The sequence below is a fragment of the Streptomyces sp. NPDC040622 genome (assembly GCF_055593965.1).
Genome location: NZ_JBVIXD010000003.1, coordinates 689,848 through 703,148 on the forward strand (window position 1 = coordinate 689,848; position 13,301 = coordinate 703,148).

A 13,301-nucleotide genomic window follows, 5' to 3' on the forward strand; every position below is an offset into this window, starting at 1 on the left:
GCGGAGCGTTACCTCATGATCACCGTACGAGGCGCCGACGTGCGCGTCGGCGCCCGCCTTCTGTTGTCCGGCGTCTCCTTCCACATCGCCCCCGGCGACCGCGTCGGCCTGGTCGGGCACAACGGCGCGGGCAAGAGCACCCTGATGAAGGTGCTGGCCGGGCAGGCCGTGCCCACGGGCGGTGCGGTCACCCGTGCCGGTTCCGTCGGGTATCTCGCCCAGGATCCCGGCGCCGCCGACCCCGCCCTGTCCGTCACGGACCGGATCCTGTCCGCCCGGGGTCTGGACGAGGCGGTCGCCGCGTTGCGTACCGCCGAGGCCGCCATGGTGCGGGCCGCGTCCCCGGCCGCGCAGGAGCGGGCCATGGCCGCGTACGCCCGCGCCGACGACCGGTTCCAGGCGCGCGGCGGCTATGCCGCGGAGGCCGAGGCCGCCCGTGTCGCCGCCGGGCTCGGGCTGCCCGAGCGCGCCCTGCACCAGCCCGTCGGCGAGCTGTCGGGCGGCCAGCGGCGCCGCGTCGAACTCGCCCGGATCCTGTTCTCGCGCCACGACACCCTGCTCCTCGACGAGCCGACCAACCACCTCGACGCCGACTCGGTGGGGTGGCTGCGCGGATATCTGTCGGGGTACCCGGGAGGCCTCGTGCTCATCAGCCACGACACCGGGCTGCTCGCCGACACCGTGAACCGGGTCTTCCACCTCGATCCGCGGCGCGCCGTCATCGACGTCCACAACACCGGGTGGCACACCTACCTCGCCCAGCGCGCGGCGGACGAGAGGCGGCGCACCCGGGAGCGGGCCAACGCCGAGCGGAAGGCCGCCTCGCTGCGCGCCCAGGCCGACAAGATGCGCACCCACGTCTCCACCGCCACCGCGGCGAAGAACATGGACCGGCGTGCCGAGCGGATGCTCGCGGGGACCGAGCCGGTGCGGCGCGGCGAGAAGGTCGCGCGCATCCGGCTGCCCGAGCCCGCGCCGTGCGGCCGGATGCCGCTCGGCGCGGTCTCCCTCGCCAAGTCGTACGGGTCCCATCGCGTCCTCACCGACGTCGACCTGGCCGTCGACCGGGGCAGCCGCCTCGTCGTCCTCGGGCTCAACGGCGCCGGCAAGACGACGCTGCTCCGGCTGCTCGCCGGGCGGGAACTCCCGGACGCGGGGCGGGTCGTCGCGGGACCCGGGCTGCGGCTCGGGTACTTCGCGCAGGAGCACGACACCCTGGAGGGCGCCAAGACCGTACGGGAGAACCTCGCGGGCGCGGCTCCCCACCTGACGGACAGTGAGGTGCGGCGGGTGCTGGGGTCGTTCCTGTTCGGCGGGGACGACGCGGACAAGCCCGCCGCCGTTCTCTCCGGCGGCGAGAAGACACGGCTCGCGCTGGCCGGACTGGTCCACTCCGGCGCGAACGTCCTGCTGCTCGACGAGCCCACCAACAACCTCGACCCCGCCTCCAGGGGCGAGGTGCTGGGCGCGGTGGACACGTACCCCGGGGCGATCGTGATGGTCACGCACGACGAGGGGGCGATCGACGCGCTGCGGCCCGACCGGGTGCTGCTTCTGCCGGACGGTGCCGAGGACCTCTGGAGCTCCGGGTATCGGGAGTTGGTCGCGCCGGCCTGAGGGGGGTGGGCTACCAGGACTCTGTTCCGGTAGCCGGGGTCCGGGGTGGCTTCAGTTCTGTTCCGCTCCTCGCGCGCAGCCTCAGCGCGAGGAGCGGGAAGACCAGGACCGACACCATGCCCGCGCCCACCAGCGCCGCCGCCTCGCCCGCCGTCAGCGCCTTCTCGTCGAGGCCGATCGTCGTGATCGCCACGACCAGCGGCAGCGCCGTCGCGTTGTAGAGCACGAGTGCCGTGCGTTCGCCGCGGTCCAGGTCGCGCGGGGCCAGGGCGTAGACCGGCAGGCCGCGTACGACGAGGAAGAGGAGGAGGAAGGCGGGGAGCAGGACGAGGGCGCGGCCGCCGTCCAGGAGCGCGTGCAGGTCGAAGTCGATGCCCGTCACGACGAAGAACACCGGGACGAGGAACCCGAAGCCCATCGCCTCGATTTTGCCGAGGACCAGTTCGCTGCTCTCGGGGGCCGCGCCCTGCAGCACCAGCCGGGTGAGCAGGCCGGCCGCGAACGCGCCGAGGAGCGTGTCGAGTCCGAAGGCGTGCGAGAGCCCGAGCATGGCCGCGAGCAGCAGCATCACGAAGCGGACCGCGAACTGGCCGCTGCTGTGCAGGGTCTTGGCGATGACCTTCGCGAACCACGGCGGGCGCGGGCGCAGCGCCCACAGGACCGCGGCCGCCGTGACCGCGGCGAAGCCGGCGAGCAGCGCGGTGGACCTGCCGGGATGGCTGCCGCCGAGGAGCAGCGTCATCGCGATGATCGGGCCGAACTCGCCGACCGCGCCGAACGCCATCATCACCGTGCCGAAGCGGCCCTTGAGGTCTCCCGAGTCGCGCAGGATCGGCAGAACCGTGCCGAGGGCGGTGCTGGTCAGTGCCGTGCCGATGACGAAGCTCTTGGTGACGGCGCCGCCGTTCAGGGCGAACGCGATGCCGAGGCCGAGCGCCAGGGTGATCAGCCAGGCCCGCACCGAGCGGCGCAGGGTGTCGCCGCGGACCGCGGCGAACTCGATCTCGTAGCCCGCGAGGAAGATCAGCATCGAGAGGCCCAGGTCGGAGAGGACGTCGATGACCTCGCTGTGGTGCGCGAGGCCCAGGACGTCGGGGCCGATCACGATGCCCAGCACGATCTCGAAGATGGCCAGGGGGACCGGGATCCAGCGGGCGAGCCCGTAGGTGAGGAGCGGGGCGAGGACCGCGATGGCCATGATCAGGATGAGGGTCCCCGGCTGCGACATAATGATCTATCTAGCATAAAGTCGGGCGAAATGGACTGTTGTCTGTTGTCTGTTGTCTGTTGTCCGTTGTCCGTTGTCTGTGGTCTCTGGTTCGAGAGGGGATCCGGTGAGGGCCGGTCAGAACCCTGGTGCGGGTGGCGTCGTGCACGGGCGTGGTGCGTCCGGTGGTGACGCGTCCGGTGGTGGTGCGTCCAGTGGTGATGCGCCCGGTGTTCCTGGTGGGCCTCCGCGGATGCGGGCCGGGCTGTGGAAGCGGTGTCTGTGGGGCGGGCTCGCCCTGTGGCTGCTCACCGCGGTCATCACGTACGCCACCAAGAACACCAACCTCCTGCCGACGCTGATCCTGCTCGGCAGCTTCCTGGTCCCCGGTGTCTTCGTGCTCTGGGCCTACGAGCGGCACGGGCGGGACCTGGGGCTCGGCGTGCTGCTCAACTGCTTCATCGTGGGGGGCGTGCTGGGTGTTCTCGGCGCGTCCGTCATGGAGTACTACCTGCTGCACCCCTCGGTGTGGATCTTCGTGGGCGTCGGGCTCATCGAGGAGGCCGTGAAGCTGGCCGCGCTCGTGATCGTGCTGCGACGGTTCAAGGAGGTGCGGGGGCTGCGGGCCGGGCTGGTGCTCGGTGCGGCCGTGGGGTTCGGGTTCGCGGCGTTCGAGAGTTCCGGGTACGCGTTCAACGCCGTGGTCAGCCTGAAGGGGCTCGACCTGAGGTCGCTCCTGGAGACGGAGATCCTGCGCGGGCTGCTCGCTCCCTTCGGGCACGGGTTGTGGACCGCCATCGCGGGCGGCGTGCTGCTCAGGTTCCGGGAGCCGGGCGGGCGGTTCCGGTTCCCGGGCGCGGTCGTCCTGACGTATCTCGGGGTGTCGCTGCTGCACGCGCTGTGGGACTCGATGCACGGCATCGCGGTGTGGCTGGTCGTGCGGATCACGGCTACGGGGCTGGACCGGGAGCTGTTCGCCCAGGGGTACATCCCCGAGCCCACGTCGGAGCAGAAACACCTGTTCACGGTGTTTTCCGTGGGTGGGATGGTGCTGGTGTCGCTGGCGGGGGTGGCGTGGCTGCTGTCGCTGGCGCGGCGGGGGCGGGCGGGGGCGCCTTGAGCGGGGTCGCCTTGGGTCCGTCTTGTGGGGCGGGGTCGCGGGGGTATGTACGTACTCGCTATCCCTGCGCCACGCCTCAAGAACAAAGACGCCACAGTCCGCTCGGTGCTCCGTGCGCACATACCCCCGCGCCCCCTCGGGCGCGCGTGCGACTGCCGGTCATCGGTGGGGCTTCTTCCGGCAAGCCCCGCAGGGGCGAGTGGGTTTTTAGGGGCGCGGGGAACTGCGCGGGCGGCCACGGCGGGCCCGCGCTCGTGAAGCGTCGAGGCTCTTCGTGGCGGGTGGGTTTTTGGGGGCGCGGGGGACTGTGCGAGCGGTCACGGCGGATCCGCGCTCGTGAAGCGTCGAGGCTCTTCGTGGCGGGTGGGTTTTTGGGGGCGCGGGGGACTGTGCGAGCGGTCACGGCGGGCCCGCGCTCGTGAAGCGTCGAGGCTCTTCGTGGCGGGTGGGTTTTTGGGGGCGCGGGGAACTGCGCGGGCGGTCACGGCGGATCCGCGCTCGTGAAGCGTCGAGGCTCTTCGTGGCGGGTGGGTTTTGGGGGCGCGGGGAACTGCGCGGGCGGTCACGGCGGGCCCGCACTCGCGAACTGTCCGGGCCCTTCGTGGCGGGTGGGTTTTTAGGGGCGCGGGGAACTGCGCGAGCGGCCACGGCGGGCCCGCACCCGCCCACCCGGGGGAACCCAAACCCACCGGCCAAGGAGCGCACCCGCACCATTACCGTGACGGGACATGGCGCACAGCACGGAACCGGTCCTGGGCGACACCGCCAGAAAGATTGCCGCGCGGTGCGAACCGCGCGTCAACGCCCTCGCCCGCCGAATGACCCGACACGCCTTCGCACGGCTGCGCGGCTACGAGGAACTGCCGGCGGACGTGAAGGACGTCGAGATCGCCGCCACCGCCCGGCACGGGCTGCGGCTGTTCCTCGACAGCGTCGCGGACCCCCGCGGGCGGACGCGCGACTACGAGTACTTCAGGGAGCGCGCCGCCCAGCGGGCGGACGAGGGCATGCCCCTGCATCTGCTGCTCGGCACCCACTGCCTGGGCGCCCACGTGCTCTGGCGCGAGCTGCGCGACGTCACCCTGCCGGGGGAGGAGGCCGCGCTCGCCGAACTCAGCGACTTCCTGTTCGGCGCCCAGGAGCGCATCGTGGCCGCCGTCACGGAGACCTACCTCGACGAGCAGGCGGCCATCGTGGCCGAACGCCGGGAGGAGCGGAGGTCGTTGGCGCGGAGTTTGCTGGAGGGTGCCTCCGTGGGGGACGGAGGGAAGGAAGCGGGGGCGTACGAGGATGGCTGCCTGGTCCTCTTCCTGGCTCTGCCCGCGGAGGGGCGGGACGGGCGGCCCGTGGCGGTGCGCAGGCTCGGGCGGCGGCTGCAGGCCACGCTCGACCGGGCCTTCGGCACCGGTGTGCTCACCCTGTTGGACGGGGGCGGCGGGCATGCCCTCGTGCCCGGCGAAGGCGGGGCCGTCTCGGGAGAACTCGTGGGGGCACTGCGGGAGTTCTGCGGTCCCCAACTGCGTGTCGGCGCCGTCGTCGCCCGGTCCGTCGGGCAGATCCCGCAGGCCGCCCGTACCGCGGAAGAGGTCGTACGGGTCGCCCGCGCCTGTGGGCGGCCGGCCGGGCTGCACCGGCTCGACGACGTCCTGCTCGAATACCATCTGTCGCGGCCCAGCGCCGGCAGCGAGGGAATAGCCGCGCTGCTCGAACCGGTCGCCTCACGGCCCGAGTTGACCGACACCCTGCGGGCCTATCTGGAGCTGCGGCAGGACCGTCGGGCCGCCGCCCGTCGGCTCAGCCTGCATCCGAACACGGTCGACAACCGGCTCGCCCGCGTCTCCTCCCTGACCGGGCTCGACCTCACCTCGTCGCACGGCACGGCCCTCGCCCTCGCAGCCCTCCTGCTGCGGGAGATGGCGGGGTGATGAGGAGATGGGGGGTCGGTGAAGGGGGCAGGCGGCGTCGCGTACGTGACGACTTGGGCGGGACGCCTGTGCCGTTCCGGTGGCTGTGATTCGATGCTGCGATGAGACGAGACCGTGCCGCCGACGCGGCCGAGGGGCACCCCGTCCTCCGCGTGCGGGAACGTTCCGGCGAGCGTGACCTGGAGGCGTGTGTCGGGGCCCTCGCCGTGGTCCACAAGGTCGACGGATATCCCGTCAACTGGCCCGCGGAGCCGGGTGCGTGGCTTGAAGGCGGCGGTGCCGTCGGGGCGTGGGTGGCCGAGCTCGACGGGCGGGTCGTCGGGCACGTGGGGCTGTCCCGGCCGGGGCCGGGGGACGAGGCTCCCGGGGTGTGGGCCGAGCGCGCGGGAGCGGGCGTCGATGCGGCCGCCGTCGTCGGCCGCCTCTTCGTCGCGCCGGACGCGCGTGGCCACGGCATCGGCGCCCTGCTGATGCGGCGGGCCGTGCGGGAGGCAGGAGTGCGCGGGCTGCACCCGGTCCTGGACGTCGTCTCCACCGACGCCTCGGCCGCCGCCCTCTACGAACGCATGGGGTGGCGGCTGCTCGCCGTCGTCGAGCAGGAGTGGCAGCCCGGGCAGCGGGTCGCCCTGCGCTGCTACGCGGCCCCCGGCGAGTCCGGCCCGGCCCCCGCGGCCCCGCCGGTGGCCGAGGAGTCCGCCGCCGCCCGCAACGCGTCGAGCAGGCCCCGCAGCGCCGGCTGAACCGGGGCGGCCGCGCGCACCGCCGCGTGGATCGACCTGACCGGCTCGGGGCCCCTGACCTCCCGTACGGCCACGTCGGGACGGTGGCCGCCGGTGAGCCCGAGCGCGGGGACCAGGCTGACGCCGAGTCCGGCGGCGACGAACCCCTGGGCCGTCGCGTAGTCGCCGCTCTCCACCACGAAGTCCGGGGTGAAGCCGGCCGCCGCGCAGGCGTCGAGCACCGGGTCCAGGCACGGGCCCGGCGTTTCGCCCGCGACCCACGGCTCCTCGGCCAGGTCCGTCAGGTCGACCGTCCGCCGCTCGGTGAGCGGGTGGCCCACGGGGAGCACCGCGCGGTACCGGTCGTCCAGGAGGTGGACGAACCTGACGCCGTCCTCCGCCGCCCCCTCGCGCGGCCTGACCACCAGGGCCAGGTCGGCCCGCCGCTCCTTCACCTCGGGCAGCGGGTCGTCGGGGTCGGACAGCTTCAACTCGACTCGTACGCCCGGCTGTTCGCGGCGGAGCGTGGCGAGCGCGGGTGCCACCAGGGGTGCGCCCGCCGTCGCGAAGTACCGCATCGAGACGTGGCCCGTGTGCCCCGCGCGCAGCTCGGCGAGCGCGGTCTCCGCCTCGGCCGCGTGCCGGCCGATGACCGTCGCGTACTCGGTGAGCAGGCGTCCCGCCTCCGTGGGGCGCACCCCGCGGCCGGTCCGCTCCAGGAGCGCGATGCGCGCCTCCTTCTCCAGTGCGGCCATCTGCTGGCTGACGGCCGAGGGCGTGTACCCGAGGTTCCGGGCCGCCGCCGTGACCGAGCCGCTGGTCACCACCGCCCGCAGGATCTGCATCCGCCGCATGTCGAGCATGCCGTCAGTGTGCCGCACGGCGGGCGGCCCAGCATGCAGTTCAGCTTAATTCTGGGTCCAGATCTTTTCGCTTGTCTTACGAGTGGGTGCGCGGGACCGTACGGAGTGACGCGGCCGCATCCGCGTACACGCACTCCCCGTACGTCCCATGCACCACCCCCGTACGCCCTACGAAGCACCTGGAGGCGAGCCGTGTTCAGCGGTCCCCGTGCCACCCTCGTCCGCATGGCGGTGCTCGCCCTGCTCTGGGGGTCGAGCTTCCTCTGGATCAAGCTCGCCCTGAGCGGCGGCCTCGCGCCCCTGCACCTCACGGTCGTCCGGTGCGCCCTCGGCGCTGCCGTCCTGCTCGTCCTCGCCCGCTCGGCCGGGCAGCGCATGCCGCGCGGCCGCGAGGTCTGGGGGCATCTCGCCGTCGCCGCGTTCTTCTGCAACGCGCTGCCGTTCTTCCTCTTCAGCATCGGCGAACAGACCGTCGGCTCGGGCGTCGCCGGCGTCCTGAACGCCACCACTCCCCTGTGGTCCCTGGCCATCGGCCTGATGCTGCGCACCGAGCGCCGCCTCGGGCGGCTCCGCCTGACCGGTCTGCTGCTCGGCTTCGCGGGGACGCTGCTCATCTTCGCGCCCTGGCAGCAGACGGGGCTGGCCAGTTGGGGCGCGCTCGTACTGCTGGGCGCGGCCGTCAGCTACGCCGTCGCCTTCGCCTACATGGCCCGCCACCTCGTCGGCCGAGGCTCCGCGCCGCTCGCGCTCTCCGCAGCCCAGCTGCTCACCGCGACCGGCCTGACCACCCTCGCCCTGCCCGCCGCGCCCGCGGCCGCCTCGTCCCCGACGCTCACCGGCATCGTCGCCGTCGTCCTCCTCGGCACGCTCGGCACGGGCATCACCTTCCACCTCAACTCCCGCCTCATCGCGGACGAAGGGCCCACCTCGGCCGCCACCGTCGGCTATCTGCTGCCCGTGGTCTCCCTCGTGCTCGGCGCGCTCGTCCTCGGCGAGGAGATCGGGGCGCGGGTGGTGGCGGGCATGGTGGTCGTGCTCGTGGGGGTCGGGCTGACGCGGCGTACGGGGAGTGCGGGGGGTGCGGGGGAGGGGCGGCAGGTGCGGGTGTGGGCGCGAGTGCCGCTACGGGTACGGGGAGCCCGGTCGGGCGGGGCGGTGCGCACCCCGTCCGGGTGACGGTGGGGTGCGTGACCGGGCAGGTGCGACTCGGCCGGGAACAGGCGTGGCTGGAGCCCCGGCGACGGCCCCGGGCCTCGTCCCCTCAGGGCAGCTGTCTCCGGGACTTGGCGCCCTGCTCGTGCAGCCACCGTGTGACCTCCTCGGCGTCGGCTCCCGCCGCCACGGCGATGTCCAGGGGGGTCATGTCGTCGTACCCGACCCAGTCGAGGTCGGCGCCCCGGTCCAGCAGATAGCGTGCCGTGGCCGTCCGGCCGCCGTGGCACGCGCCCCAGAAGGCGTTGGAGATGTCGTCGGCGTCCGGCAGGTCGCCCCTGTCCGTGTCCTTCCCGTCGCCCTCGACGAGCGAGACGACGCGGTCGAGCAGGCCGAGCGTCGCCGCGTCCTGGAGGGTCGTTCGCGCCCCGTGCTCCAGGAGCCGCCGGGCCGCCCGCCACTGGCCGAACCCGCGCGCGTCGGCCAGCGGCGTGCCGCCCGCGATGACGCCGCCGGTCGCCTCGATGTCCGCGCCGGCCGCGACGAGGGCGTCGAGCGCGGCGACGTCGTCGTTGCTCGCCGCCCAGTGCAGCGGCGTCTCGGTGTGGGCGCCGACGAACGGGGTGTCGGGGTCGGTGCCCGCCGCGACCAGCACGGCGATGACCTCCGGGCCCGCGGGGCGGTGCCCCGGCCAGTCCGTCGCGATGTGCAGCAGGCTGCGCGTCCCCGCCGCCTCGCCGACCTTCCTGATGCCCGTCCTCGCGAGGCCGGGATGCGCGCCGAGCAGTTTCCGCAGCGCGGTGACGTCACCGGCGCGGATCGCCTCGGTCACCTCCACGGCCAGGGGATCCCCCGCGTCGAGAACCGCCATGCCCGACCTCCTGTTTGACACCCACCTGACCGGCTGCTCCCGATTCTGTCAGCGGACGCTGACAACGGGCGGTACCTCGCGTGAATGCACGGTGCTCGTTCGCCGCTCCGGACCGCCCTCGCCCTCGTCGCCCCCTGTGGAGGGCGGCGGCCAGGAGCATCGCGACGACCACGGCGACCACGTGCTCGCGGCCCGCCAGACCGGGGTCGGCGATCGAACCGGCCATCGTCGGGACGACCGCCGCCACGAAGAGGACGGGCGCCCGCAACGCCACGGCCGTGTAGGCGTAGAGGCCGACGACGGCCGCGGAGGCACCCGTGTCCACCGCGTGCGCCGCGTCGGCGGGGAGCCCGAGCCGGTCGGGCCCGAGCGCGATCATCACGCGCGCGCTCAGGGTCCCGGCGAGCGTGGCGGCGTAGGCCACCACCAGTGTGCGTACGCGTCCGAAGAGCAGCTCGGCGAGGGCGAACGCCAGGATCAGCCGGGGCAGTCCGCCCCACGCGGGCAGATCCACCGCCGGCACGAACACCGAGACGGGAGTGCGCAGCAGGGACAGCCAGAGGGGCTGGTCGGCCCGCACCTCACTGGCCACCCGCAGCACCCCGGCACCGGTGTCCGTCTGCTGGAACTCGTGCAGGCCGAGCACGGCGACGGCGGCGAGGAGCGCGAGCGCGATGCCCAGCGGGCCGCGCTCCCGCAGCATGCGGCAGGGGATGACGACGACGTTCCGCCACTCATGGAGCAGCGCGTCCCGGCCCCGACGGACCAGGCGGGACGCCACCGACATCAGCGACCCCCGCACAACCCCCGACACCCGCGACATCAGCTGTCCGTCCTCCTGCCCGGCGAGGGCCCTCAGTCACCCGAACGGGCGAATGCGGAGGATACGTGACAGTCGGCGCCGGTGCTGATGCCGGCACCGGGGCCGCTGATGCCGGTACCGGCTAGCTCTCCAGCACGTCCCCGAAGTACGACGTGCCCGACGGACCGCCGAGTCCCGTGCCGCTCACCGACTTCGAGCCGCTCGCGGTGACGCCGGAGGAGGTGGACTTGAAGAGCCAGACCGCGCCGGCACCGTCGTTCTCGCCGTACGCACCGGCCACGAGCTCGGCGCGGCCGTTGCCGTCGGCATCCGTGAGCCGGACCGCCGCGCCGAAGAAGTCCGAGGTCTCCGCGGTGCCGGGCACGCCCGAGGTGCTCTGCGAGAACGCCTTGGCGCCCGAGCCGGTCAGGCCGCCCGCCGAACCGCGCAGGACGACGACCGAACCGGCCTTCTTCGCGGCGCCCAGCGACTCGGAGGCCACGCCGACGGCGATGTCCTTGTAGCCGTCGCCGTTGGTGTCGCCCGAGGACAGGCTCCAGCCGAAGGCGTCGCCCTTCTCCGCGGCGCCGGGGACGCCCGCGGTGTCCTGGGTGATGCGGACCGGGGTGCGGGTGCTCAGGCCGCTCGCGGCGCCGTACGTCACGGTGACCGCGCCACCGGGGCCGCCGTTCGGCTCGTCGGTGGACTTCTCCATGAAGTTGCCGGTCACGATGTCGCCGTAGCCGTCCTTGTTCACGTCGGCGATGGTCGCCGCGTAGCCGCCCGCGACCTTGCCCGCGGGCTTGGGCGTCGTACCGCCCTTGTAGAGGACGCTGCGGGTCCGGTAAGCGTCGCCGTGCTCCTCCTGACCCATGATCAGCAGGTCCGTGACCGTGTCACCGTCGACGTCACCCGTGATGATCTTGTCGGTGTTGATGCCGGTCGCCTCGTACGTGTCGATGCCGGTGCGCGCGGCGGCCTTGCCGGTACGGGAGACGGGGCCCTTGAAGATGTTCAGCTCGGGGGAGGCGAGGTTCGCGGCGGCGAGGTCGGTCTTCCCGTCGCCGTCGAAGTCGCCGGTGGCCACGGACCAGCCCAGTTCGTTGCGGTGCCGGGGCAGCGGCGAGGTGATGTCGGTCGCCTTCTTGAGGCCGCTCGCGCCGCCCCAGACCACGGTGAGGGTGCCGGACTCGTCGGTGGAGCCGATGTGTTCGCCGTGCACGCCGACGATCAGGTCCGTGTAGCCGTCGTCGTCGAGGTCGCCGGTGGTGATGCGGTCCCCAAAGAAGTCGCTGCTTTCGGGGGTGCCGGGTATGCCGCTGGTGGCCTGGCTGAGCACGGTGCGCTTCGTGGTGTCGAGGCCGCTCGCGGTGCCGTAGACGACGGCGACGGAACCGGCCCCCGACTTGCCCGAGACCTTGGCGAGCGGGGCGGAGATGGCGAGGTCTCCGTAGCCGTCGCCGTTGAAGTCGGCGCGCACCTCGTCCGTGCTCGGGGTGGGCGCGGCACCGGCCGGCGCCGACGCGGCGGCGAGCAGCGACCCGGTAAGCGCGGCGGTGGCGGCACCGACCAGGGCCGTACGGAACTTCTTGGACATGCAGTTCTCCTGCGGCGGCATGCGGGACGCCCGTGCTGCGGACGCCCCGTGTCGAAAGGGGGTGCCGCGCGCCGCCCGTCCCCCGCTCACCGGGAGCCGGGCCTCGGACGTGACGCTTCGGCGCACAGGAGACCCGCGATGGGTCGGGAGGGTTGTACGTGACGGGTGGGAGAGATCTGAGGGGGGTGGGGGAACCCGGGGAGATCGAGGGCCCGAGGAATCGGGGGAGCCCGGGGAAATCGGGAGAACCCACGGAAATCGGGAAACCACGGAGTGCCGGGGGCACCTACTCGTCCATGCCCGTCCGCTTCGGCCCGTCGTCCCGTCGTCTGCGCGGCCGGTGCGCCATGAGGTTCCGTGTTCCGCGTACCTCGTCCGTGCCCACGATCGGCAGGGGGTGCGTGCCCCGCGGCGGGACGGCGGGGAACTGGAACAGCCTGCCGGGCGGGGGCTCCCCCTCGGAGTGACCGGCCGGCGCCACGGGTTCCTGGTCCGTCGCGCGGGCGTGCTCCGCGGCGCGGGCGTGTTCGTCCCAGCCCTCGCGGAACCAGCGCAGCTGGGTCTGCTGAGCCTCTTCCTCCGTGAGGATGCGGACGCCGTCGACCCCGGCCTGCTGGATCTTCGAGCCGAGTTCGATCAGCAGCCCGCCGAGGAGCAGGGCCAGCTCCTCCGACGTGCCCGTCGCCCCCTCGATCTCGATGTCCTGGCGCCCCGCACCGCGCCCCGACCCGCGTTCCGCACCGCGACGCGCGCCTCCGGACGGCCCCTCCGCTTCGTCACTCGGCATACTCGCACTCCCTCTGTGCCCCCGGGCTGCGTTCCGCCCCCGTGCTATTCGACCTGCGGCAGGAAGGCCCTCGTGACCCGTACGAAGACCGCCTGGAGTTCAGGAGGCACCCCCATTCTCCGGGCCGCCTCCTCGGGGCTGAGCAGCCGGGGGGCTTCGGTGTCGTCGCCTCGGGCGACCGCGATCGGCAGGTCGTTCTCGGACAGCCGTCCGGAGCGGATCAGCATGTCCCGCAAGGGGACCCCGAGCACCGTGGCGAGGCGACGCATCGTCTCCAGGTCGGGCATGCTCTGCCGTTGGATGAGGCGGCTGACGGCTGCCCGGTGCACACCCGCGTCGTCCGCGAGCTTCGACTTGCCGCCGCCGCGCGGGCTGTCGATGTCGTAGCCGCGCTCGCGCATCACGCCCTCGATCCACGCGGCGAACTCCTCGAGTTCACCCGCTCGATTCTGGCCACTCTCCCGGCCGTCCCGCCCCTGCGAATGGCCGGTCTCGGCTCGGTACCCCTGGTCGATGCGGGCGCTCGCCCGCGCGCTGGACGCCATGTCGTGGCTCTCCCCTCGTCGCAGAGAGAGCGTACCGATCGCGCACGCACCAAAATGTGCGCGCGCTCGCACGTTGTTGTAAAGATCCGGCGCGGG

Annotated in this window: 12 protein-coding genes; 5 read left to right on the forward strand and 7 right to left on the reverse strand. The window is 73.2% G+C overall.

Features of this window, described 5'->3' with window-relative positions; translation table 11 throughout:
* The first annotated feature begins 15 nt into the window (after positions 1-15).
* Positions 16-1,617 (forward strand): ABC-F family ATP-binding cassette domain-containing protein, encoded by a 1,602-nt coding sequence (locus ACZ592_RS11550; RefSeq protein WP_471581298.1) that lies wholly within the window; start codon positions 16-18, stop codon positions 1,615-1,617.
* 10 nt (positions 1,618-1,627) lie between these two features.
* On the opposite strand, the gene ACZ592_RS11555 is transcribed toward ACZ592_RS11550, so the two are convergent.
* Complete coding sequence (locus tag ACZ592_RS11555; RefSeq protein ID WP_471581299.1) at positions 1,628-2,845, reverse strand: cation:proton antiporter; 1,218 nt, start codon at positions 2,843-2,845, stop codon at positions 1,628-1,630.
* 232 nt (positions 2,846-3,077) lie between these two features.
* On the opposite strand from ACZ592_RS11555, the gene ACZ592_RS11560 reads away from it, so the two are divergent.
* The 3 genes from ACZ592_RS11560 to ACZ592_RS11570 all read left to right on the forward strand — a co-directional run bounded on the left by ACZ592_RS11560 (position 3,078) and on the right by ACZ592_RS11570 (position 6,609).
* Complete coding sequence (locus ACZ592_RS11560) at positions 3,078-3,944, forward strand: PrsW family intramembrane metalloprotease (protein WP_471581300.1); 867 nt, start codon at positions 3,078-3,080, stop codon at positions 3,942-3,944.
* A 728-nt stretch (positions 3,945-4,672) separates the two neighbouring features.
* On the forward strand, positions 4,673-5,869 hold the full coding sequence (locus tag ACZ592_RS11565; RefSeq protein ID WP_471581301.1) for a PucR family transcriptional regulator: 1,197 nt from the start codon (positions 4,673-4,675) through the stop codon (positions 5,867-5,869).
* 101 nt (positions 5,870-5,970) lie between these two features.
* Complete coding sequence (locus tag ACZ592_RS11570) at positions 5,971-6,609, forward strand: GNAT family N-acetyltransferase (RefSeq protein ID WP_471581302.1); 639 nt, start codon at positions 5,971-5,973, stop codon at positions 6,607-6,609.
* Here ACZ592_RS11570 and ACZ592_RS11575 read toward each other — a convergent pair.
* On the reverse strand, positions 6,504-7,451 hold the full coding sequence (locus tag ACZ592_RS11575) for a LysR family transcriptional regulator (protein ID WP_471581303.1): 948 nt from the start codon (positions 7,449-7,451) through the stop codon (positions 6,504-6,506). The genes ACZ592_RS11570 and ACZ592_RS11575 overlap by 106 nt on opposite strands.
* A gap of 225 nt (positions 7,452-7,676) precedes the next feature.
* On the opposite strand from ACZ592_RS11575, the gene ACZ592_RS11580 reads away from it, so the two are divergent.
* Positions 7,677-8,627: a DMT family transporter gene (locus ACZ592_RS11580; protein ID WP_471581426.1), complete on the forward strand. Its 951-nt coding sequence runs from the start codon at positions 7,677-7,679 to the stop codon at positions 8,625-8,627.
* An 85-nt stretch (positions 8,628-8,712) separates the two neighbouring features.
* Here ACZ592_RS11580 and ACZ592_RS11585 read toward each other — a convergent pair whose 3' ends face one another.
* From ACZ592_RS11585 to ACZ592_RS11605, 5 genes are all read right to left on the reverse strand, one after another.
* On the reverse strand, positions 8,713-9,474 hold the full coding sequence (locus ACZ592_RS11585; RefSeq protein ID WP_471581304.1) for an ankyrin repeat domain-containing protein: 762 nt from the start codon (positions 9,472-9,474) through the stop codon (positions 8,713-8,715).
* On the reverse strand, positions 9,410-10,261 hold the full coding sequence (locus ACZ592_RS11590; protein ID WP_471581305.1) for a hypothetical protein: 852 nt from the start codon (positions 10,259-10,261) through the stop codon (positions 9,410-9,412). Before ACZ592_RS11590 ends, ACZ592_RS11585 begins: the two co-directional genes overlap by 65 nt.
* A gap of 157 nt (positions 10,262-10,418) precedes the next feature.
* Positions 10,419-11,873 (reverse strand): FG-GAP-like repeat-containing protein, encoded by a 1,455-nt coding sequence (locus tag ACZ592_RS11595; RefSeq protein ID WP_471581306.1) that lies wholly within the window; start codon positions 11,871-11,873, stop codon positions 10,419-10,421.
* A 286-nt stretch (positions 11,874-12,159) separates the two neighbouring features.
* Complete coding sequence (locus tag ACZ592_RS11600; protein ID WP_471581307.1) at positions 12,160-12,660, reverse strand: hypothetical protein; 501 nt, start codon at positions 12,658-12,660, stop codon at positions 12,160-12,162.
* Positions 12,661-12,704: 44 nt separating this feature from the next.
* On the reverse strand, positions 12,705-13,061 hold the full coding sequence (locus ACZ592_RS11605) for a helix-turn-helix domain-containing protein (protein WP_471581427.1): 357 nt from the start codon (positions 13,059-13,061) through the stop codon (positions 12,705-12,707).
* Positions 13,062-13,301: the final 240 nt, after the last annotated feature.